Source organism: Neisseria sp. P0014.S009 (assembly GCF_051958155.1).
Taxonomy (GTDB): domain Bacteria; phylum Pseudomonadota; class Gammaproteobacteria; order Burkholderiales; family Neisseriaceae; genus Neisseria; species Neisseria flavescens_C.
On record NZ_JBQCVS010000002.1, the window covers coordinates 264,845 to 288,374 of the forward strand.

Below are 23,530 nucleotides of genomic sequence, written 5' to 3' on the forward strand. Positions count from 1 at the left end.
CAAACAGGCCGTCTGAAAAAGCAAACTGCTGTTCAGACGGCCTTTTCAATCAATCGGCAGCTTGGCAAAGCACGCTGACATGCGTATAATCGACTTCTCCTATCTGGGGGCGATCTTGGTTTCGACGGGGGTTGCAAAGCAGATGCGGGCATACCGGGGTCTCAGATTCCCCGTTAAACACTGAATTTAAATAGTCGCAAACGACGAAACTTACGCACTGGCCGCTTAAGGCCTGCCGTTGCAGCAGTTGGTCAATGGGCTGTGTAGCGTAAGCTACCGCAACGTCATTCTACATTGACTGGTTTTCTGTCGGGTTACTTGGCAAGAAACGAGATTTAAGGTAACTGGTTCCCTGAAGGCCTGTTGGTCGGCATGATGGGAACGAGATTCTAAATAGACACAACTAAGTATGTAGAACGCTCTGTAGAGGACTTTCGGACGGGGGTTCGATTCCCCCCGCCTCCACCAGATTTGAAGCGCAAACTTTTGATATAAAAAGGTTTGCGCTTTTTTATAAACTTAAACAGGCCGTCTGAAACTTTTCAGACGGCCTGTTTTTATATCAAATATCTGAATAAAAAACTTTTTCTTTCGATACATTGCCAATAGTGCTTTGCTTTAAAAAAGATTTCAGCCTTACATTTTTCTATCGGATTTCATATTCATTTTACGATGCGGCCTAACCGTTACACTCAATGGCAGATGATCTGACAAATGTTGCCAGTCTTTACTGTTGTGAATTTCAGAATCGATGACATCAAGATTGCGCGTATAAATGCGGTCGAGGCTGAGGATGGGCAGGCGCGAAGGGAAGGTTTTGGGGCGTTTGCCTGTATTATCGACAAATACTTCGTTCAAATCTAATGCCCTGCCCAGCTCACGCGCTGATTTCTGCCGCCAGTCATTGAAATCGCCGGCGATAATCAACGGGCTTTCTGGACGAATATATCGGCCAACGTAGTCGCTAATGGCTCGGTATTGTTTGAGGCGGTCCGGCTCGCGCAGATTGAGGTGGACACACAAACACACCAACGGATCTTCCCAACCTTCGGGCACGACTTCGCAATGCAACAGACCGCGTTGTTCAAGTTTGTTAACACTGATGTTGAGGTTGTTTTCCGTTTTCAGCGGCAGGCGGCTGAGAATGGCGTTGCCGTGGTGTCGTTTGGGATAGACAGCATTTTTGCCGTAGCTGCGATGATAATCGAGGCTGTCGCCGATGATGTCGTAATGCGGCGCATCGGGGAAGTCGGTACGGCGGCTTCTATTGAGATGTTGTCCTTGGACTTCTTGTAAAAACAAAACATCCGAACCCAATGCACCCAGCGCGTCAGCCATGCGGTTGACCTGCACTTTGCGGTTGAGCGCAGACATGCCTTTGTGCATATTGTAGGAAGTAATGGTAACTGGACGGGGAGACATGATGTGTGATGAAGCGGTTTATTTGTTTCAGTATAACACCGGAGCGTGTGGTTTTACGGCAATTTTGGTTATACTTGTTTAAAGAATAAAACGGCGTTTTGACAGGGAATTTCCCAATCAAAACGCCTTTTGTTTTTCAGACGGCCTTGCGTCCGAATCAGTTGTTAATTACTTCAACATTGGTCTCAAAAGTAACGGTATGTTGGTATTTAGATGCGGTTTTGCGTTTCGGATAAGGATATTTGGAAACGCTTTTCACTGCGCGTTCGTCCATTTCAGGATTGCCGCTGGATTGAATGATATTCACGCGGTCGACATTACCGGCAGGAGTTGTGAAAACATCCATCAAAACGGTTTTAACGCTGCCGTTTTGCGCTTTCATGGCTTCCAGAGTTTCGGTATCGGCTACTTGTGCAGTACCGAATACAGCGGCAAACAACAGGGCTGAGGCGAGGAGTTTAGTCGTTTTCATGTTTTAGTCCTTATTAGGGTTGTGGTTAGGTTAAATATTTCAGACGGCCTAATTCGTCGTTATTTGAAATTCAAAATCGGCCAACCTTTTGCTTTGGCTTCTTTTTCCAGCTCGGCATCCGGATTGACGGCGACAGGTTCGTTCACGATACGCAGCAACGGCAAATCGTTTTTGGAGTCGCTGTAAAAATAAACCTTACCGTAGCTTTCAAAGGTCTCGCCGCGCTCGGCAAGCCATTGGTTCAATCGGGTAATTTTGCCTTCTTTCAGGCTCGGCGTACCGACATAGTTGCCGGTATATCGGCCGTCTTCACCGGTTTCAAGCTGTGTGCCGATAACGTTGTGAATACCGAAAAGATGACAGATAGGGGTAATGATGAATTCGTTGGTCGAAGAAATAACCAACATTTCGTCGCCCGCCATTTGATGGCTTTGCACCAGCATACGCTGCATCGGAGAAATATGCGGAACAATATATTCGGCCATAAACTCGCGATGAAACTCAGCCAATTCTTCCTTGCTGAAACGGGCTAAAGGCGCGAGATGGAATTTGAGGAAGGCATCGATATCAAGACAACCGTTTTGATAGTCTTGGTAGAACTTTTCATTTTGCGCCTCGGTTTCAGCCGCATCGACTATGCCTTTTTTAATTAGGTATTGCGGCCAGGAGTGATCCGAATCGGTATTGATCAAGGTATTGTCGAGGTCGAAAATGGCAAGGTTTTTCATTGGGTTTCCTGTTGTTTTAAAAGCTGGCGCAAAAGCGGCAAAGTAATGCGCTTGCCCATCATAACGGCGTAGTTGTCGAGGGTATCGAGCATTTGCATCAAACTGTCCATATCGCGCCGCCAATGGTTCAGCAGGTATTCGAAGATTTCCGGATCGATGGTTACCTGACGGGCAGCGGCCATGCTGACGAGCGCATTGATTTTTTCCCGGTCGGTCAGCGGTTTGACTTCGTAAACCAAGCAATACGCCATGCGTGTGCGCAGGTCTTCGCGGATAACGAGTTGTTGTGGCGTATATTCAGAACTCAAAAGCAAAAAGCCTTTGCCGCTGTTGCGGAAGCGGTTGAAGATGGCAAATAGTAAAGCCTGTTCTTCATTATTAAGCTTTTCGATTTGGTCAATGGCAAGATATTCCGCATCCAATGCGGCTTCTGTCAGCGGCGTGGCGGCGGCATCAATATAGAGGGCATTTCGTCCGGCATCGAGCGCCTGTGCGACCCATGCCTGTAAGAGATGGCTTTTGCCTGCGCCCTCTTCGCCCCAAACATAGATAAATTGCCCATGCTTATGCTGCAACACATACACCAGCTCGGCATTTTCTGTTCCCAGAAATTTGTCGAAGCCTGGATAATCATGGCTGGCAAAATCGAAGATGAGCTGGTTCACAAAGGCGCACCGGTTAGGTTGAAATCGGCTTCATTTTACGTTGTTTTGCCGTCCATCATCAAGGATGAAGGCCGTCTGAAGCCTATACCTGCAACATATCTGCACTTCTAAACATATCTTGACACGCTCACGGCATTGGTTTTATTCCGCTTTGGTTTTACAATGTCGAACTTCTCGCCGAAACATTTGTCTGTTCTTTTTCAGACGGCCTTTTTATTTGGGAACCCTAGTGATTTCTACCATTATCGATTTCATCCTCCATATCGACCAACACCTTGTCCACCTTTCCGCCCAATACGGCCCGTGGATTTACGCGATTTTGTTTGTTGTGATTTTCTGCGAAACCGGTTTGGTCGTAACGCCATTTTTGCCCGGCGACTCGCTGCTGTTTGCTGCCGGCGGTATTGCGGCCATCGGCGGCATGAACATCCACGTCATGGTATTGCTGCTCTTAGCGGCCGCCATTCTAGGCGATGCGGCCAACTTTATGATTGGCAAATATTTTGGACAAAAACTGTTTGCCAATCCTGATTCCAAAATTTTCCGCCGTTCGTATTTGGAAAAAACCCATGCGTTCTATGAAAAACACGGCGGCAAAACCATCATCATTGCCCGCTTTGTGCCAATTGTGCGGACGTTTGCGCCATTTGTCGCCGGTATGGGCGATATGCACTACGCGACGTTTATCCGTTACAACATTATCGGCGCGGTGTTGTGGGTATTGTCGTTTTCCTATGCAGGCTACTTCTTCGCCAATATCCCCGTCGTCAAAAACAATCTGGGCTTAGTCATGGCGGCAATCATCGTGATTTCGATTTTACCTGCGGTAGTCGAAGTCATCCGTGCCAAACTTAACGCCAAAAAATAACAATCAATCGAAAAGTTTGAAAGTTTAAACACATCAAGGAATTGTCATGCCGTTGCTGTCTATTGAGTTTGCGGTATTCTTTATCGTATTTTTGCCCTTGTACTGGGCATTTGCGCGTTTGCCGCAAGTTCAAAACGTTTTACTTTTGGTTGCCGGGCTAGGCTGGCTTTACCGTATCGACCCTATTTTTGCCGCGCTGATTTTGGTTTACTCGTCTGTGGTTTACCTGGTCAGCGTACTGATGTTTTCTGAAAACGAGAATATCCGCAAATTTTGGCTGGGTTGCGGTATTTCGGCGGCATTGACTGTTTTGTGTTTCTTCAAATATTTCGACTTTTTCCGCCCGATTATTCAGCAATATACGGGGCAAAGCGCCGTCATCGATATCCTTTTGCCCTTGGGCTTGTCTTATTACACTTTCCAATCGCTGGCTTACTTAGTGTATTGCTACCGCAAGCCTAAAGGAGACCGTTTTGAATGGCACGAGCTCCTACTGCATCTGAGCTTCTTCCCCACCATCACATCCGGCCCGATTATCCGTGCGGCCGCTTTTAAAAGCATAGACGGCGAACAAGCGGGCGCATTGGCGCAAATCCGCACCAAACAAGCACGCCAGCTGATTTATCCGGCTTTGGCGGTCGGCCTGATTGTATTGGGCATTGCCAAAAAGTGGTGGCTTGCCGGCGTATTGGCAGAAGGCTGGGTATCGCCTGTTTTTGAAAATCCGGCCCAGTTCGACGGCTGGGGCGTGTTGTCTGCGATTTATGGCTACACCTTCCAACTCTTTTTCGACTTTTCCGGCTACTCGGATTTAGTCATCGGCTTGGCCATGCTGCTCGGCTTCCAGCTGCCGAAAAACTTTGCCGCGCCGCTTCGCGCCATCAACATCCGCGACTTCTGGGACAGATGGCACATCAGCCTGTCCACTTGGATTCGCGACTATATCTATATCCCTTTGGGCGGCAGCAAAAAAGGCTTCGGACGCACCCAGCTCAATCTGATGATTGCCATGTTGCTTTCCGGCATTTGGCATGGCTACGGCTGGAGCTTTTTGATTTGGGGCGCGCTGCACGGTGCGGCCTTGGTATTGCTTAACTGCGGCGATAAAATCGTCGGCCGCAATGCCTTAGGCCGTCTGAAAATCGGCAAACCGCTCGCCTGGCTGTTTACCTTCCATTTCGTTTGTTTCGCGTTTGTCGTGTTCAACAGCGCAACGCTTGCCGATACGGAAATGCTGTTCAGCGCCTTATTTGCCAATGACAAAGGCTGGAACGCGCCTCTGCCGACCGACCTCATGTTGCTGGGTGCATTTGCGATGATGCTTTTGCTGTACCCGTATTTGCTTCGCTTATTTGAAGCATCGGTAAAAGGCTTGGATAAACTGCCTGCATGGCTGTGGTTTATCCCCATCACACTTATCCTCGCCCTGATTATCGTCTTCGCCCCGTCCGGCATTCCCGGCTTTATTTACGCTAACTTCTAAGGAGCAGAACATGAAACGCTTTATCTCCCTGTTTGTTTCTATTCTGCTCAGTGCGGTTGCGCTGACGTGGTTTGCCCAAAACTCCATCAATGCCTATTGGCAGCAGACCTATCATGAGAACAGTCCGCTTGAGCCTTTATCCGAATACGCTTGGTGGCGTATCGGTGCGGATTGGCAACAAAAAGCCTACGAATTTTCAGACGGCCTGAAAGCTTCACTGGAAACGGAAGACGCTTTGGCTTCGGAAGACTCTGGCATTGAAGCAACAAGGCCGTCTGAAAATACGGAAAACATTGAAGTATCCGACAATCAAAAAGACTCTGCTGCTTCCGATGCGACTAACAATACAGATACCACAGCCAGCGAGCCAAGCAATCAGGCTGATCAGTCGGCAACGCAGGTTGTATTGAAAAAAGGCAACAAAGTTTTCTTTGCCGGCGACTCGCTGATGCAGGGCGTTGCACCTTTCGTACAAAAACACCTCAAGCAAGAATATGGCGTACAATCGGTCAACCTCAGTAAACAAAGTACCGGTTTGTCCTACCCCAATTTCTTCGACTGGCCGAAAACCATCGAACAAACTTTGCAAAAAGAACCCGATATCCGCGTTTTGGTTGTATTCTTAGGCCCAAACGACCCTTGGGATTTCCCGATGGGTAAAAAATACCTGAAATTCGCCTCCCCCGAATGGGAGGCAGAATACCTCAACCGCGTCCGCCGTATTCTTGATGCAGCCTCCGCACATGATGTCCAAGTCATTTGGCTGGGCATTCCTTACATGAAAAAAGCCAAGCTCAATGAACAGATGCGCTACCTCGACAAAATCCTGTCGGGTACGGTGTCGCCTCAAGCCATTTGGTTGCCTACCGACAAACTGTTGAGCAATGGCGCAGAAGAATATGCCGACTCTGTCAAAGTAGATGGAAAAATCATCCGTTACCGCAGCAAGGACGGCATTCACTTTTCCGCAGAAGGCCAAAAACTATTGGCCGGAAAAATTATGGAAAAAATTAATTTTACACACGATACACAACCATGAAATTTAATAAAACCTTACTCCTCACGCTTCTCGCACTCCCTATTACCGCCTGCGCAACCAATGACGGCCTGTTAAGCAACTACGGCTCCAACCACCCTGCCTGGCTGAACAAACTGCAACAGCTCAACCATACTTCAGACGGCAAATTCCGCATTATCCAAGTCGGCGACTCCCACACCGCCGGCGACTATTTCACCGACCGCCTGCGCCGCCGTTTACAACAACAATGGGGCAACGGCGGCATCGGTTGGGTTTATCCCAACACCGTCAAAGGCCAGCGCATGGCAACCGTCCGTTACAACGGCAGCGGTTGGAACACCATCAGCAGCCGCAAATCATACAGCGATTTTTCTTTCGGCGGTATTGAAGCACGCGCCGATGGCGGCAGCGTTACCTTAAGCGCAGCCGACGGCAGCATGGATATGCAACAAATCTCCATTTTCGGCAAACCGGTTTGGTCAGAGCAAACCCTGACCGTCAACGGCCGCGAAATCCCTGCCACACAAAACGGCTGGCAACTGTTGCATACCAACGCTTCCCTGCCGATGACCCTCAGCAGCAGCATGCCTTGGCAAATCGGTTTCATTAATATCGAACGCCCCGGACGCGGCGTAACCGTTTCCGCCATGGGCATCAACGGCGCGCAGTTATCCCAATGGTCAAAATGGCGGCCGGGTATGTGGGAAGATTTGGCACAAACCAAAGCCGATTTAATCATCCTTGCCTACGGTACCAATGAAGCCTTTTCCGGCAATCTCGATATTTCCTCTACCGAACGGACATGGCGCAATTACATCCGTCAAATCAAAAACACCCTGCCCAACGCAGGTATCCTGATCCTCGGCGCTCCGGAATCTTTGAAAACCGCCTACGGCAGCTGCGGCAACCGTCCGGTCTTGCTCAGCGAAGTACAACAAATGCAGCAACGCGTTGCCCGTGACGAAAAAATCATGTTCTGGTCTTGGCAAGATGCAATGGGGGGCGCATGCAGCATGAAAAGCTGGATGGCTCAAGGCTTGGCAGCCAAAGACGGCGTTCACTTCTCTGCACAAGGTTACGAAACTGCAGCCGATAAGCTTGCCGACAGCCTGATCCGCTTTGCCCAATAAATTGGCCAAAGCCTAAGTATTTTTCATTAACAGTAAACAAAAGGCCGTCTGAAATTAATATTTCAGACGGCCTTTTGTGTATCACTTATTCAGCAAACTGCTTAATTTTTAAGCTAACATATTGCTGCTCATGCGTTGCGTTTGATTTTCCGTGAAACGAACCAATCCTGCCTGCTTGTCAAAGCCTAATGGCTTGGCGACAAGGCGGTTGGGCAGCTTGTTTAAATGATGGTTGTAACTTCCGGCTCTGCGGTTGTAAGTACGGCGTGCTGATGCAACTTCCGCTTCTGCTGCATCCAGCATTTCCATCAAACCCGCCAATTGCTCATCAGGATACTGTTTCAAAAGACCGTTGACGGCAGTTTGCAATTTTTTCAACGCATGATTCAATGCTGTTTCGGCTTCACACAGATGTTTGATTTTGGACTCGGAAAATGTTTTGGCAGTTTGCGCCAATGCAGTTTCGACTTCGGCACACATCTGCTGAACGTTTCGATCCGATGCAATGCCCTGCTCTTGCAGATGTTTGCTGTATGCATCCAATACATGACGGACGGCCTGATGTCGGCAGTCGAGCGCAATGCGCAAAGAGACAAAGGATTCGCGACAGTCTTTTTTGCGGTCTTTCAACTGTTGTTTGAAATACAATAAGACGGCGGCGATTGATACGAAGATAAGTGCAAGACTAATAATGCCCATAGTGAGTTCCCTAGTTATGATGCCACTCATATCGGTGGCTGATTTTATTAACATCGATTATAATCCAATTTCAATATTTTTTCCCAATTTTCATAAAAAAGGCCGTCTGAAATTCAGACGGCCTGAAGTTTATATTTCTATTTCAATGCTTTGACTTGATGTCAATAACCCACACTTCTGATTGCGAACCCAAACGCAAGGGAATGCCCCAGAAGCCGTAGCCCGAAGTGGTGAAGAAATGGCCGTTGCCGATCGCCTCATAACCGTAAGCAAGACGATAAAGCGTACGGACGATAAGGTTGGCAGGTGCAACTTGGCCGTTGTGGACATGGCCGGAGACCTGCACATCAATCGGCAGCCGGGCATGGGTTTCGATTGAAGTAGGACGGTGGTCCATCAATAAAACCGGTAATCGGGTATTTTGACCTTCTAAAAGCTGCTCCGCACTAGGACGCTTGCGATCCAAATCATCGCTCCGCCCTACCAGCAACACACCATTCACTTCCAAAACCTGATTGGCCAAAACCGTCAAGCCTGCAGCTTCCAATTCATGTTTGATACGCTTCTGATCGCGGAACCAGTCATGATTGCCCAAAGTGGCATAAACGCCCATCGGCGCAGTCAGCTTCTGCAAATGTGGTTTCATGTTTTCTTTAAGGTAGGCATCGACGGTATCGTCCATCAAATCGCCCGGCAGCAACACTATGTCGACTTTTTCCCGCTTCATGATGTCCGTCAACTTGTCCAATTGACGCGCGCCAAACAAAATCCCCAAGTGCAAATCGCTGGCCACGCCGATACGCAGCGGCTTATCCATTTTCTTATTGATGAATACAGTCTGATGGCGGACCACGGGCGTATAGGCGTTATACATCCCCAAACCGAGCAAACCGGCCACAAACAAAGGCGCAAACAGCCGCAGGCTTCGAGAAAGCGGTTGGCGTGCCACAAAACGGCGCAGCAAAAGATACAGGATAAATGTCACCAACGCGGCATACATCACAAACAGCAAGATTACCATCCAAAACGCCACCACGCGGAACATCATATGCCCCAACTCCAGCAGCAAGCCGATCAACAAGCCGTTTGTAATGAAATAGGAAATACCCATTAGCCAACGTCTGCCAACTTTGCCAATCCAAGGCGCAAACAGCCATTGCAGTGAACGCCCAAGCCCGAATGTAAACACTTGCAACAGAATGACGCTCACAAAAAACATCTTACCAAACATGACTTTCCGGCCCTAAAAAAATCAAAAGGCAGATTTTAGGCCGTCTGAAACTTTCAGTGTATAATCTCCCGCGTAAAAACCCATAATATTTTGAAAGGAATCATCATGAGCCACCCTCAATCAGCTATTATTCCTGATCACGCACAAGCCGGTATTTTTATCGAAGCAGACATTTCAGACGGCCGCAACGAAGACATCAAATCTGCCTGCCGCCTTTCTTTGGAATCCTTGGCCAAACTGAAAACCCGTTTTCCAAATGATATTTTGGGTTTGACCATTGCCTTTGGCAGCCGCGCATGGCAATCGTTCGGCCATACTGACGAAGGCAGCGAAATCAAACCTTTCCCTGAATTGGGCAACGGCCTCGCCCCCTCCACCCAACACGATCTCTATATCCACATTCAAGCCACCGAGCAAAAAGCCGCCTATGCCTTAGCTCAATCTGTTTTAGGCGCATTCGGCGACAGCATCCGCGTATCCACTGAAGAACACGGCCTGCGCCTGTATGAAGACCGCGGCTTGGACGGTTTTGTCGATGGTACGGAAAATCCGCAGGGCGATGACAATGTGCGCAATGTCGCCATTATTCCCGAAGGCAAGCCCGATACCGGCGGCAGCTATGTTTTGCTGCAAAAATACCTGCACGATTTAAAAAAATGGGATGCCGTCCCTACTGCCGAACAAGAAGCCAGCGTAGGCCGCAGCAAAGAAACCAATGATGAATTCAACGAAGACGTGCGCCTGCCCGACTCCCATCTCGGCCGCGTCAATGTCAAAGAAAACGGCGTTGACTTGAAAATTGTCCGCCGCAGCCTGCCCTTCGGCAAAATCAGCGGCGAACATGGTTTGATGTTCACTTCCTATTGCAACACGCTGCACAATATTGAAGTTCAGCTGCTCAATATGTTCGGCGATGCAGACGGCAAAACCGACTTACTGCTGAAATATTTGTCTAAAGCCGTATCAGGTGCTTACTACTACGCGCCTTCTGTCGAGCGTTTGCAAAATCTTTAACGGCTCACAGGCCGTCTGAAAAAACCTGCCTTTTCAAAGGCAGGTTTTTGTTATTTAAATTCCCTTAATAATTTTATGGTATTATCATAGAAATTTGTTTCATAGCAGTTTAGCAGACCCTAATTACAGACAACGATAAAAACTGATGCGCCCCAAGCAGCTATTTTCGATAAAATAAACCCAATTATTATCCCTATAAAATTACGACACCATGTATAAATCCCGCCTTCTGCCCCTGCCCGTATTGATTCTCTCCGCGCTAAACGCCTATGCGGCCAATACGCCGAATCCGCTTGATCAAATCGATAAAAACGTACCCAACCAATTCGACAAAGACTTCCGCGACAATCTCGACCAGATTCATTCGGTCGAAATCCAAAAACGCGAGCAGTCGGCATGGGATTTACAAAAAAAACAAGATAACGATGCGGTTGCACAAGAGGTGCCGTCTGAAAACAATACCGAATGCTTGGATTACACCGGTATCGAACTTTCCGGTATTACCCTCATCGATTCCCAAAAGATTGAAGCCAAGTTACCCAAATGCATCAATCAAAACAGCATCAACCAACTGAACCGGGATATCGTTGCCGAATATATCGCTCAAGGCTATCCGCATACGCAAATCAAATTTGAAACCACGCCTGAACGCGTCCTGAAATTGGCAGTCATCGAAGGCAAAATCCGTGAGATTACCGGCAGCTCCCATACAGTCAACGTTGATACCCTCTTCCCCAATCATCAAGGCAAACCGCTGAACATCCAATACCTCGACCAAGGTATCGAACAGGCAAACCATGTTGTCGGCAACAACGTCAGCATCGATGTTTATCCGCATGATGACGGCACCGCCTCCATCCAACTCAACAACGATGCACAAAAACATTGGGGCGGCAGCGTTACCATCGACAATAAAGGCAGCAAACCCAATACCACGACACTGCGCGGCAGCCTGAGTGTCGGCAGCCCGTTGGGATTGAGCGACTCCCTTTATTTAAACGGCTATACCAATCTAAACAACCACGACAGCCATTACAGTCGCGGCGGCAGTATGTTCTACCAAGTACCTTATGGCGCATGGACATTCAGCACTTACGCCGCCGCGTCGCAATCGCAAAGCATCTTAACGCCCAGCGTAACGCGCTATGCCTACCGCTCCAAATCCAAAGCGGCAGGAATCAAAGCGGACCGCGTATTTTCACGCAGTCAAAAACACATTACCTCCGCCTATGCCGGCATCGATTATGTGAAACAGACTGCAAAATTTGCTGACAGCAAACTGGAACTGCAAAGCCCGGAAATCTATTCGGCACAAGTCGGCCTGTCGCATACAGCCATCCTGCCAAACGGCATTTGGCTCAACAATATCGGCGTAGAACAAGGGTTTGCGAAAAATACCGAACATACGCCGTTCGACAAGCGCTATACCTCTGTATCCTTGCAAAGCAATTTGATTCAAAACCGTCCATTGGGTAAATGGATCGTGCGCAACCATCACCAAATCGATGCCCAATATAGCCCGCATGATTTGTTTGCCACCAAAGAAATGGACATCGTCGGCTATCAAAATGTACGCGGTTTCCGTTCGACTTCTTTGAGCGCAAACAGCGCAGTCCTGTTAAGCAATACCGTTTATTTCCGCCGCAATACGCCTCACGGCATCTATATCGAGCCTTATCTGAGCGCGGACATCGGCGTTGCCAAAAACAATAACGAAGGTTCGCAACGTGCCATGGGTGTGGTTGCAGGTTTGAATTTAGGCAAGGCGGACAAATGGCAGCTTTCTGCCGACTATGGCAAAGGTTTTGCGCGCATGCCCAACCAATCAAACAGCGAAATACAGGATCATGTGACCGTTTCTTTGCGCATTCCATTTTAAAGTTATGTAAATATATATCCTTTTATCCAATATATAAACCGCCCATCTTAACGTTATTAATTTTTCATTAATATCAATAAGATGGGCGGTTTATATTTGCATTTGAAATAGTGCACACAAGGCCGTACTGGTGGTATGATTGTAAAAAATTTTATAACAATGTTAATACATTCAAAATTTCCTCAACAGAAATCTCATACCCGATATGGGATTTCTGATTCAATCTCCATCACGATAAATAAGGATTAAAATCCATGAAAATCGACACTTTATATCAGCCTAAGCTCTCAGCTTCCGGCAAAGTAACTGTCGCCGTGTGCTTTGCATTCCTGGGAAATGCAGCGGTAGCGGCCAATATCGAAGCCATCGGCCAAACTTCGGTACAGCAGCAATACAATGTTGACATCGTCAACATTGCCGCACCGACGGCCCAAGGTCTTTCTCACAACCAATATAACAAGTACAACGTTTCCCAACACGGCGCCGTTTTGAATAACGCCCTGTCTGCCGGTAAATCCCAACTGGCCGGAAACCTGTCTGCCAACAAAAACTTCCAAGGTCAGGCCGCATCTGTGATCTTGAATGAAGTGGTCAGCAAAAACCCTTCCCTGATCTTGGGTCAGCAAGAGATCTTCGGTATTGCCGCAGACTATGTTTTGGCAAACCCTAACGGCATTACCCACAACGGTGGCAGCATCCTGAATGCCAACCGCGCATCCTTAGTTGTCGGTTCGCCAACCGTTTCAGACGGCGCGTTGAAATCTTTCCATATCAGCGACAATGGCAAACAACTGCAAGTAAACGGCAATTTGAGCGGCAACCGCGTAGTTGACCTGCTCGCGCCGCAAGTTGTAGTCGGCAAATCAGCCAACGTTAATGCCGCCGATGCCATCAATGTTTCTTCAGGCAAAAGCAACTTCGACTACAAAACCGCACAAATCGAAGCATTGGACGCTGCTTCAAATGCACCGGTGCTTGACGGCCATATCTTCGGCAGTATGCGCGCCGGTACCATCCGTATCCACGCGACTGACAAACGCGCCAAACAAAACATTCAAAATGCCGCCATTACCGGCACCCGCTACCTGAATATCGACAGCAAAGGCAACCTGAGCATCCAGTCAGCCAATCTGACCGGCACACAAATGGAATTGTTTGCCCGTGATACCGACATCAAAGGCACGGTTACCAGCCATTCCGCCAATAAATCTTCCAGCGGCAAAGAGGCGAAAAATGTTCAGCACTTCCGTTCGGACCGCAACAAAACAGAAACCTTTACCGCCAGCAATATCAATGCATCCGAGTCATTGACTTTGAACAACAGCGGCAGCCTCAACCTGAGCGCGGCCAACATCAATGCCGGTGCGCTGACTGCCTCTGCCACGGGCAACATCAATTCTAACGCGGTAAAAACAACCAACCGTACAGAATCCGACCACACTCAAAGCAAAGGCCTTTGGTACAACAACAACCTGAGCTCTTCTGCTGACGAAAGCCTGCATCAAACCAAAATCAATGCCGGTTCTGTCAATATTGCCACCACAGGCAAAGTTCAATTGGATGCGACCGAACTAAACTCGGCTGCTGATGCTCGCATTGCCGCCCAACAAGGAATCGTATTGAGCAGCAACAGCGAAACTGACAGCAGCTCGACTTATGTCAGCTTCAAAAATGAAACTGCTGCCCTGAAAACCGGCATCGCTACAAAATCTTCAAAAAACTCTACCGCCCATCAAACTAAAATCTCCGCAGCCGGTGATATCGGTTTGATTTCCGAAGGCGATTTGAGCACTTACGGCGCAAGCATCGCGGCAAACGGCAATGTCGTTACCGATGTCAACAAGATCAACTTGGGTACTCAAACCACCATCAACACCAACAGCCTCGACGACCAGAAAAAATACTGGGGCGGCCTGTTCGGCGGTGAAAGCCAAGTTCAAAACAACCGTACAGAAAACCTGCACGGCAGCAGCATTACTGCCAACTCAAACGTAGTCTTAGGTACAAAAAACGGCGTCAACGTTTACGGCAGTACCGTTGAAGGCCAAGCCGGTACATTCGTCAGCTCCAAAGCAGGCAATGTTGATATTAAAAACGCCACCAGCACCGATACTTCCTCACAAAGCGCGCGTAAAGGTACGATTTTCAATATCACTACCTCTAAAACCAGCAGCAACAGCAGCATTGAAAAAGTAACCGGTTCTACCTTGGTTTCCAATGCCGACCTGACCGTTGTTTCCAACAAAGACATCAATGTGATCGGTTCTGCATTGTTTGCGGCACAAAAACTGCAACTGGCTTCCGCAGGCGATTTGACCATTGATGCTGCCAAAGCGGTAGAAAACAAACAGGTCAACGAGTATTCCATCAAAGGCTACTCTGGTATCGAAACCAATAAAGAAAACGGCAGCGTGACTGCCAAAGCCGGTATCAAATTCACCGATACCCACACCGACACCCATTCTGTCGGCCTGAACGGCAGCATTTTGACCGGTAAAAACACCCAGTTGTCTTCCAACTCAAACGTTACCGTCAGCGGCAGCCAAATCAACGGCGAAGAATCCGTCAATATTTCCGCAGCCAATGACGTCAATATTGTTGCATCCAAAGGCAGCAACACTGTAACCGAATCCGGCCGCGTAACCGATTTGGGCGTATCTGCTACTGCATACGAAAAAAATAACGTTGCAGGCGTCGGCGTATCTGTCGGCATTACCAGCACCAAAACAGATGCAACTACCGTAACGAATACATCTCATGTATCCAACATCAACACCGGCGGCAACTCCACCATCACTGCTAACGGCAATATTAATCAAGAAGGTACAGTGATTAATGCGACCGGCAATGTGGTTGAATCTGCCAAAAACGTTACCCATGCAGCGGCACACAGCGGCGCGAAATCCGATGTGAAACAAAACGGCGGCGGTTTGGTCGTTTCTGCCGGCATCAGCACCAACAAAGGCATCGGCGGTGAAATCACTGCACAAGGTCAAGGCAATTCTTCGACCCACAATGAATCCACTGCAACCGTAACCACCATCAACGCAGGCAATGCCATCGTTTTGGCAAATGACAAAGTGTCTGATGAAGGTACAAAATACGATGTTACCGGTGCGATCAACATTGATGCAGGTTCATACCACAACACTGCCGCCCACAACACCAGCAACAGCAGCAGCAAACAAGGCGGCGCTTCTTTGACTATCGGCGCATACACCAAAGACGGTTCAAACGTTGATGTGAATGCCAACCTGAACGTCAACTACGCTGATGAAAACAAAAAAGAATCTACCGCCGTCAAAGGCGATATGAATGCTACCAATGTTGTCATCAACGCCAAAGACTCTGCTGAAATCGCATCCAACATTACCGCCAACAACAACGTCAACATTACCGCAGGCAACGGCGTAACCTTCACCGAGTCAGCCAATACTGCCTCCAACCAAGGTACAGCCGTCAATGTCGGTATCGGCGCTGGCGCGACAATCAATGTTGAAACCGGTGTTGCCGTTCCTCACGTCAATGGCTCTGTCGGCGTCAACAAAACCGATAACGCTTCTTCTACCGCCGCAGGCGCAAATGTAGCGGCCGGCAACGATATTAAAATCAATGCCAACAACGGCGACGTCAACCTGCACGGTACCAACTTGGTATCCAACAACTCCGTTGAAGTAGAAGGCAACAAAGTCAATACTTCCGGCGCGATCAGCAGCGTTAACGAAAAAAATCTGACCGTCAATGTCAACGGCAGCTACGCTTCAGGCAAACCAAACGGCGGCATCAACGCCAAAGGTAAAAACGAAGCCAACGTAACCAATACGGCAAACACCATCCAAAGCGACAATGTTGTTATTACTACCGGCTCTCCAACCGGTTTGAGCGTCAACAATACGACCATCAACGGTAATAATGTTGCGTACTACTATGACGACAGTAAAGCTCCTGCGGCGAACCGTTATACCTACCGTCCTCGCCAACCAAGCTACGCCAGACGCCGTTTGCGCTACTAGGATGCGCTATTGAAGTCATTTAATAGCCATTAAGACATGCCGTCTGAAAACAGAAAGTTTTCAGACGGCATTTTTATCATCAATGCAAAACAACACACTATCTCTGTTATGATAATGCCTCGCTAATATTATTCCGTTCCAACCATGTCTTCCGCCCTTCCTTTTGACGCGCTCACACTTTCCATCGACGGCACCAACCTTATCGAAGCTTCTGCCGGTACGGGTAAAACCTACGGCATTGCCGCGCTCTTTACCCGACTGATTGTTTTAGAAAAAAAAGACATCGAGAAAATTCTGGTCGTTACCTTTACCAAAGCGGCGACGGCAGAACTGAAAACCCGTTTACGCGCGCGTTTGGACGAAGTGTTGCAGGTTTTGAACGAAATCCAAACCTTGGGCGGCAAGCTGGAACATATTTCAGACGGCCTGAACAAATATTACGAAAAAGAAAAAAAATCTCCCGATGACTTTCTCAATCGCTTGATTCCTTTGGCTTTAGGCGAGCAAGACGGACAGGAAAGCTGCCATCGCCTGATTCTCCGCCTCAAAGCCGCGCTGAGCCAGTTTGACAACGCATCGATTTACACCATCCACGGCTTCTGTCAGCGCGTCTTGCGCGATTACGCATTTTTATGCGGTGCACCTTTGGATGTCGAGCTGTCGGACGACTCGCGCGAGAGGCTACTGATTCCTGCGCAAGACTTTTGGCGGCAGAGAGTGGCAACCGATGCCACATTGGCACAATTGGTTTTTGACCGGAAATGCACGCCCGAAGAAATGCTTGCCGAAATCAAAAGCTATACCGGCCGTCCCTATCTGAAATTCAGACGGCCTGAAGGCGATTTGAAAGAAGCTCAAGCCAACCTTCAAGAAACATGGCAAAAAGTTTGCGGCCAGTTGGAAGACTTGGAAAAAGCGTTTTGGGTAATCTTTCCCAAACTTAACGGCCAGACCTACAGAAGAAATACCTTTGAAAATGTTTTTACTGATTTAAAAACAAACGCCGAATCCAACCGTCTGCCCCGCCTGAGCAAACAAACGCTAGAAAAATTAAGCCTCTTCAGTATCGACACACTCAACAGCAAACTGAAAAAAGAATATAAAGCCGATGCCGATGCACCGGAAATTATTCAGCTGCAAGCCTTAGCCAATCTCGGTCGTGATTTACAGGCAATGGAAAGCGCGGAAGAAGCAGTCTTCATCTGCCTGCAACTCGACCTCCTTTCCCACATCAATCAGTCCATTGCTGAACAAAAAAAATCACGCCGCGAGCGCGTGTTTGACGATTTGCTGCTGGATGTCCATCAGGCATTGACCACCAATGAACACGGCAATACGTTGGCAAAAGCGGCGGCGGCAAACTGGGAAATCGCACTGATTGACGAATTCCAAGATACCGACCCGCTGCAATACGAAATTTTCCGCCAAATTTTTATCGAACAAGGCTGCCCGCTGTTTCTCGTTGGCGACCCCAAACAGGCGATTTACAGCTTTCGCGGTGCGGACATTTACGCCTATCTGCAAGCCGCGCAAGATGCGGACAGGCATTACACCCTCGCTGTCAACTACCGCAGCCATGCCAAGCTGATTAACGGCATCAGCGCCTTGTTCAAACAAAAAAAACACCCCTTCGTGTTGGAAAACATCGATTACAGCGATGTCTCCGCCAGCCGCGCCAAAAGCCGGCTGTCGCCACACCGCCCCGCCATCCAAGTGCGCTGGCTCAATACGGATGACCAAACCGGCAAAGAGATTTTGCGCAGCCGAGCCGCCGAATATTGCGCCGATGAAATTGCCTTTGCGCTCAATGAAGCGGCCGAAGGCCGTCTGAATTTCAAAGGTCGCGCGTTGGAGTCCGGCGACATTGCAGTCTTGGTCCGCACCAACAACGAAGCGGCGATGATTGCCGGAAAACTGAAACAGCGCCGTATCCAAAGCGTGTTGCTGTCGCGCCAGTCCGTTTTCGATTCCGCCGAGGCCGACTCGCTGTCCGCGTTGATCGGCTTTTGGCTCAACCCAAGGCAAACCGACTGGCTGCGCTTTGTCTTGACCGGCGTTTTGTTCGGCTATACCGCCAAAGAGATTTACGAACTCAACCACAACGAACACCAGCTGCTCAAATGGCTGGAGTCGTCTGCCGAAGCCATGGAAAAATGGCGGAAAGGCGGCATTTTTGCCGCCGTGCAGCAGTTTGCCGCCCTACATAATATCGAAACACGCCTGCTCAAAGGCGGCAACGAACGCAGCCTGACCAACTACTACCAAATTTTGGAGCTTTTGGCCGAAGAAGACAGCCAAAGCCGCAACCCTGCCGCCCTGCATAAATGGTTAAACGAACAAATCAGCCGTGCACGCAGCGGCCATTTCCCGTCAGATGCGCAAACCATCCGTCTTGAAAGCGACGAAAAATTGGTCAAAATCGTTACCATGCACGCGTCGAAAGGTTTGCAATATCCTTTGGTTTACTGCCCCTTTGCATGGGATACCAAAGACAATTCCAAAGAAAACTGGAAAATCCTGCATACCGAAAACCACGAAACCGAGCTGCTGGACAAATCGCAAACCTCGGAAGCAGAACTAAGCCATCTTGCCAACGAAAAGACGGCTGAAGATTTGCGTCTGCTCTATGTCGCCCTTACCCGCGCCGAAGAACAGCTCAACATCTACGCCGCTGCCAACAAAAACTGTACGCCAAACAATCCTTTTGCCTATCTGCTCGAAGGTTTGCCGGATGCCGGCCGCGAAAGCGTCAGCCAAAGCTATCAAAGCGCGACAAACGTTGTGGAAATGCTCAAAACCAACTGGCAACGCTTTATCAAAAACGCGCCTGAAAATACGGAGTTTGCCTTCACGGAAGAAGCCCCGCCGGAAACCGTCTACCAATACAGCCGCCAGCAAGACCAAGCTTTTAGCGCACATAGCATCAAACGCCGCGATTTTGACTTTATCCGCCACACTAGCTTTACCGGTTTGAGTAGGCATACCAAGTCAACCGACGAGCAACACGAGCCTTTGCAACCTGCCATCGACCCGGCAGAAAGCGCAGACCGTTCCATGCCGTCTGAAAACCTGCCTTCCCCGCTTTCAGACGGCCTCGATATCCACCATTTCCCCCGCGGCACCAATGCCGGCGTATGTTTGCATGAAATGTTGGAAAAATTCGACTTCGCCGCCTCTGCCGAGAGCCAATCCGAAATGATTACCGAAGTTTTGCAACGCCACAGCTTTGAAGACAAATGGCTACCGACGGTGAGCGCCATGCTCGATACCTGCCGCCTGACGCCTTTAATCGGAGAGAGCCTGTCGCAGATTCCGCCGACCCGACGCCTGCCCGAAATGGGGTTTACCCTATACATGGACGATTTCAAACTGGACGACTTGCGTCGTTGGTTTGCCTCAAGCGAAGCAAACCTGCCGCCCGAATGCGTCCAAGCCGCGCAACTGCTTGATTTCCATGATTTGCAAGGCTATTTAAACGGCTTTATCGATATGGTTTGCCAAGATTCAGACGGCAATGTCGTTTTAATCGACTACAAATCCAACCATTTGGGCAACGATGCAAGCGCATACACGCAACAGGCGATGAACGAAGCCGTGGCGCATCATCACTACTACCTGCAAGCCCTGATCTACGCCGTTGCCATTGCGCGCTACTATGCCCTGCGCGGCAAGCCGTTGCCCAAAATCGCCATCCGCTACCTCTTCCTGCGCGGCATGGACGGCTCGGATCAAGGCATTTGGAAATGGGACATCGATACCGCCCTGCTTTCCACTTTCGTTGAACGAAACACAAATTCTTGATAAATCATTTTGTTAAACCGTCAAAAAGGCCGTCTGAAACGTTTTCAGACGGCCTTTGATTATTTGTGCAAACCGCATTCCTTACTGTCTTTACTCTCCCACCACCATCGTCCGGCGCGGATATTTTCGCCCAGCTTGACCGGACGCGTGCAGGGTTCGCACCCAATGCTGGGATAGCCTTGATGATAAAGCGCATTGAGCGGAACTTGGTGCTCGTCAGCATATGCCCAAACGTCCTGCTCTTCCCAATCGAAAATAGGATTGAATTTGGCAATGTTGCGGCCCGTATCCAGCTCTTCAAAATTCAATTCGCTGCGCGTTTCCGACTGGCTGCGGCGTTGTCCGGTCAGCCATGCCGGCGCATTATACAAAGCGCGGTTGAGCGGTTCGATTTTGCGGATATGGCAGCAACGGCGGCGCAACTCGACGCTGTCGTACATGGCGGTTGTGCCGAATTCCGCTTCAAATTCATCGGCGGTTTGCTGGTTGGGATAAAACACTTCCAATTCGGTTTGATAGCGCGCATTGGTTTCGGCAATCAGCGCGGCGGTTTCGGGATTGAGTTTGCCCGTATTGAGCGTGATGATACGGATGGGCAGTTTCAGACGGCACACGGCATCGGTAATGACCATATCTTCAACCGCAAGGCTGGATGCGAACACGGCTTGCGGATAGCGAGCGGCAATGTCTTGCAAACGGTGCTCCAAAGCAGCCGCCAACTCAGGCAGGCGGCGGCGTTCGTCATCGCTGATTTCGGGGATTTTCCAGAGTTGTGGACGGAATAAAGACATGGCTGGTTGTTCCTAATAATTTTCAGACGGCCTGTTGAAACGGCTGTCGATATGGTTATGGAACGATATTGTCCTGCGCCCTATCTTCAAACGGAAAGAATGCTTTTCTATTTCTTTATAACCAAAGCGTCTGCTGCTGGTTTTTCGGCAGCAAATGGCTCACGCCGATACCGATCAGGCGGAAGGCGTCTTCGCGTTGCGACGGTATGCGTTGCAGCAAAGTATGCGCCGCCTGAAGCAGCGAGGCGCTGTCGGGAAGGACGGAAGAATACGTCAGCGAACGCGTAATAATGCGGAAATCGTGAGTTTTGAGTTTGAGGGTAACGCCTTTGGCTTCGACGTTTTTGCGTTCGATTTGCCGCCAGAGGTCTTCGGCAAGGTGCGGCAAATGGCTTGAAGCCTGCGCCAAAGACAAATCTTCGGGCAAAGTGATTTCGGTTGAGATTTGCAGGCGTTCGCGTTCGGCTTTGACCGGCCGCTCGTCGATACCGCGTGCCAAATCATAAAGGCGGTAACCGTAGCGGCCGAAATGGTTTAAAAGTTCGCCGCGCTCAAAACGGCGCAAATCGCCGGCAGTTTGCATACCGAGGGCATTCATCTTTTTCAGCGTGACCTTGCCAACACCGGGAATCTTACCCAACGGCAGACTCTCCAAAAACGCCATGATTTTTTGCGGTGGCAGCACAAACTGCCCGTTCGGTTTGCGCCAGTCGGAAGCGATTTTGGCTAAAAACTTATTGGGCGCGATGCCCGCGGAGGCTGTCAAACCGGTTTCTTCAAAAATTTCAGCACGAATACGTTTGGCCACCTCGCTGGCGTACGGGATATTTCCAAAATTTCGGGTAACATCCAAATAGGCCTCGTCCAAAGACAAAGGCTCGATCAAATCGGTATAACGCCGAAACACGGCATGAATCTGCGCCGACACTTGACGGTACAAATCGAAATGCGGCGGCACAAACACCGCCTGCGGACACAGCCTTTTCGCCGTTGCCACCGACATGGCTGAGTGCAAACCGAATTTGCGCGCCTCATAAGAAGCGGCACAAATGACCGACCGCGTACCGTCCCACGCCACAACGACAGGCAGCCCTTTCAGGTGCGGCTGCTCGCGCAGTTCTACCGAAGCGTAGAATGCGTCCATATCGATATGGATGATTTTGCGTTGGGACATGGGAAAAGGTGGATAAGAAAAAGGCTTATTGTAGCAAAAGGCCGTCTGAAGTTTCAGACGGCCTCTATGTTTAAGCCTTATTTTTTACTGGAAAGTTGGTCAAACAATCCGCCGTCGGCAAAGAATTTTTTCATGATTACTTCCCACGGGCCAAATTTCTCATTCGGATTAAAGGTTTCAATATCGGGGAAATCGGCTTTGTGTTTCGCCAATACTTCGGCATTGCGCGGACGCAGATAAAGATTGGCGGCCAACTCTTGAGCCGGTTCGCTCCAGAGGTTTTGCAGATAGGCTTCGGCAGCGGAGCGTGTGCCTTTTTTGTCGACTACGCTGTCCACGACGGCAACCGGCGCTTCGGAAAGAATGGTGTAGCTCGGATAGACGATTTCAAACTGGTCTTGGGTCAGCTTTTTGCTGACGTAGTTGGCCTCATTTTCAAAGGTAACCAAGACATCGCCGATATTGCGTTGACTGAAGGTCGTCGTTGCCGCGCGACCGCCGTTTTCAAATACAGGCGTGTTTTTCAGCAATGCGGCCACAAAATCTTTGGTTTTGCCTTCATCGCCGTTATTCACTTTCAAACCATAACCGTACGCACCCAAAAAGGCGTAGCGGCCGTTGCCGGTGGTTTTCGGGTTCGCCAAAACGATTTGCACGCCGTCTTTGGCCAAATCGCCCCAGTCTTGGATGTGTTTTGGATTGCCTTTGCGTACCAAGAAAACGACGTTACTGGTATAAGGCACGGCATTGTCCGGCAGACGGGTGTTCCAATCGGCTTTGACCAAACCTTTTTTCACCAAAAGCTCGATATCGGAAGTCTGGTTCATGGTCACCACATCGGCAGCCAAACCATTGGCGACAGCCAAAGCCTGCTTGCTGGAGCCGCCGTGCGACTGTTGGACTTCAACCGTTGCACCGCCGTTTTTCGCAGCATATTCTTTAACAAACAAAGGATTGTATTCTTTATAAAAATCTCGTGCGACATCATAAGAGACGTTCAACAGCTTCACATTACCGCCCTTGCCTGCGGAAGCGGCATTGTCGGCAGACTGTTCGTTTTTGGGAGAGCAGGCACTCAACGCCAGCGCGGCGGTCAATGCGGCAAAAGAAAGGGTACGGATATTCATGGTCGGCTCCTATTA

17 protein-coding genes and 1 other RNA gene are annotated in these 23,530 nt (G+C 49.3%); 9 read left to right on the forward strand and 9 right to left on the reverse strand.

The genetic code is table 11. The annotated features are described in order from the left end of the window. Positions 1–105: 105 nt before the first annotated feature. Positions 106–468, forward strand: a transfer-messenger RNA (tmRNA) gene (ssrA, locus tag ACTHS4_RS03050). A gap of 168 nt (positions 469–636) precedes the next feature. Here ssrA and ACTHS4_RS03055 read toward each other — a convergent pair. From ACTHS4_RS03055 to hda, 4 genes are all read right to left on the reverse strand, one after another. Further along, positions 637–1,422 carry an endonuclease/exonuclease/phosphatase family protein gene (locus tag ACTHS4_RS03055; RefSeq protein WP_070584190.1) on the reverse strand — a complete coding sequence of 262 codons (786 nt, stop codon included), beginning with the start codon at positions 1,420–1,422 and terminating at the stop codon, positions 637–639. 157 nt (positions 1,423–1,579) lie between these two features. Further along, on the reverse strand, positions 1,580–1,894 hold the full coding sequence (locus tag ACTHS4_RS03060; RefSeq protein ID WP_070826139.1) for a TonB family protein: 315 nt from the start codon (positions 1,892–1,894) through the stop codon (positions 1,580–1,582). Between the two features lie 59 nt (positions 1,895–1,953). Further along, complete coding sequence (locus ACTHS4_RS03065; protein WP_070826138.1) at positions 1,954–2,622, reverse strand: HAD family hydrolase; 669 nt, start codon at positions 2,620–2,622, stop codon at positions 1,954–1,956. Continuing rightward, entirely contained in the window at positions 2,619–3,287 is a 669-nt protein-coding gene (gene hda / locus ACTHS4_RS03070; protein WP_070826137.1) for a DnaA regulatory inactivator Hda, read from the reverse strand. Before hda ends, ACTHS4_RS03065 begins: the two co-directional genes overlap by 4 nt. Before the next feature lie 229 nt (positions 3,288–3,516). Between hda and ACTHS4_RS03075 the strand changes: the two genes are divergently transcribed. From ACTHS4_RS03075 to ACTHS4_RS03090, 4 genes are read left to right on the forward strand one after another with little or no spacing between them, the layout of a single operon-like run. After that, positions 3,517–4,155, forward strand: a complete 639-nt coding sequence (locus ACTHS4_RS03075) for a DedA family protein (protein ID WP_070813899.1) — start codon at positions 3,517–3,519, stop codon at positions 4,153–4,155. A 46-nt stretch (positions 4,156–4,201) separates the two neighbouring features. After that, positions 4,202–5,638 carry an MBOAT family O-acyltransferase gene (locus tag ACTHS4_RS03080; RefSeq protein ID WP_288971299.1) on the forward strand — a complete coding sequence of 479 codons (1,437 nt, stop codon included), beginning with the start codon at positions 4,202–4,204 and terminating at the stop codon, positions 5,636–5,638. 10 nt (positions 5,639–5,648) lie between these two features. Further along, complete coding sequence (gene patB, locus ACTHS4_RS03085; protein ID WP_004519875.1) at positions 5,649–6,677, forward strand: peptidoglycan O-acetyltransferase PatB; 1,029 nt, start codon at positions 5,649–5,651, stop codon at positions 6,675–6,677. Then, a complete protein-coding gene (locus ACTHS4_RS03090; RefSeq protein ID WP_004519876.1) occupies positions 6,674–7,786 on the forward strand; it encodes an SGNH/GDSL hydrolase family protein in 1,113 nt (370 codons plus the stop codon). Before patB ends, ACTHS4_RS03090 begins: the two co-directional genes overlap by 4 nt. A gap of 108 nt (positions 7,787–7,894) precedes the next feature. Here ACTHS4_RS03090 and ACTHS4_RS03095 read toward each other — a convergent pair whose 3' ends face one another. Both ACTHS4_RS03095 and ACTHS4_RS03100 read right to left on the reverse strand, forming a co-directional pair. Further along, positions 7,895–8,485, reverse strand: a complete 591-nt coding sequence (locus tag ACTHS4_RS03095; RefSeq protein ID WP_039862166.1) for a LemA family protein — start codon at positions 8,483–8,485, stop codon at positions 7,895–7,897. A gap of 142 nt (positions 8,486–8,627) precedes the next feature. Further along, positions 8,628–9,716, reverse strand: a complete 1,089-nt coding sequence (locus ACTHS4_RS03100) for a metallophosphoesterase (RefSeq protein WP_070504789.1) — start codon at positions 9,714–9,716, stop codon at positions 8,628–8,630. Between the two features lie 105 nt (positions 9,717–9,821). On the opposite strand from ACTHS4_RS03100, the gene ACTHS4_RS03105 reads away from it, so the two are divergent. The 4 genes from ACTHS4_RS03105 to recB all read left to right on the forward strand — a co-directional run bounded on the left by ACTHS4_RS03105 (position 9,822) and on the right by recB (position 20,423). Further along, positions 9,822–10,730, forward strand: coding sequence for a Dyp-type peroxidase (locus ACTHS4_RS03105; RefSeq protein WP_049343964.1), 909 nt, complete (start codon positions 9,822–9,824; stop codon positions 10,728–10,730). 211 nt (positions 10,731–10,941) lie between these two features. Then, a complete protein-coding gene (locus tag ACTHS4_RS03110; protein ID WP_070826130.1) occupies positions 10,942–12,609 on the forward strand; it encodes a ShlB/FhaC/HecB family hemolysin secretion/activation protein in 1,668 nt (555 codons plus the stop codon). Between the two features lie 254 nt (positions 12,610–12,863). Further along, positions 12,864–16,622 (forward strand): hemagglutinin repeat-containing protein, encoded by a 3,759-nt coding sequence (locus tag ACTHS4_RS03115; protein ID WP_070826129.1) that lies wholly within the window; start codon positions 12,864–12,866, stop codon positions 16,620–16,622. Between the two features lie 144 nt (positions 16,623–16,766). Beyond that, on the forward strand, positions 16,767–20,423 hold the full coding sequence (recB, locus tag ACTHS4_RS03120) for an exodeoxyribonuclease V subunit beta (RefSeq protein ID WP_440365484.1): 3,657 nt from the start codon (positions 16,767–16,769) through the stop codon (positions 20,421–20,423). 59 nt (positions 20,424–20,482) lie between these two features. Here recB and ACTHS4_RS03125 read toward each other — a convergent pair whose 3' ends face one another. The 3 genes from ACTHS4_RS03125 to ACTHS4_RS03135 form a co-directional block, all read right to left on the reverse strand. Continuing rightward, the gene (locus tag ACTHS4_RS03125) at positions 20,483–21,214 is read right to left on the reverse strand and encodes a phosphoadenylyl-sulfate reductase (protein WP_070826127.1); all 732 of its coding nucleotides are present in this window, start codon (positions 21,212–21,214) and stop codon (positions 20,483–20,485) included. 115 nt (positions 21,215–21,329) lie between these two features. After that, positions 21,330–22,388 (reverse strand): DNA polymerase IV, encoded by a 1,059-nt coding sequence (dinB, locus tag ACTHS4_RS03130; protein WP_070826126.1) that lies wholly within the window; start codon positions 22,386–22,388, stop codon positions 21,330–21,332. 77 nt (positions 22,389–22,465) lie between these two features. Continuing rightward, positions 22,466–23,509: a sulfate ABC transporter substrate-binding protein gene (locus tag ACTHS4_RS03135; RefSeq protein WP_210402767.1), complete on the reverse strand. Its 1,044-nt coding sequence runs from the start codon at positions 23,507–23,509 to the stop codon at positions 22,466–22,468. Positions 23,510–23,530 lie beyond the last annotated feature (21 nt).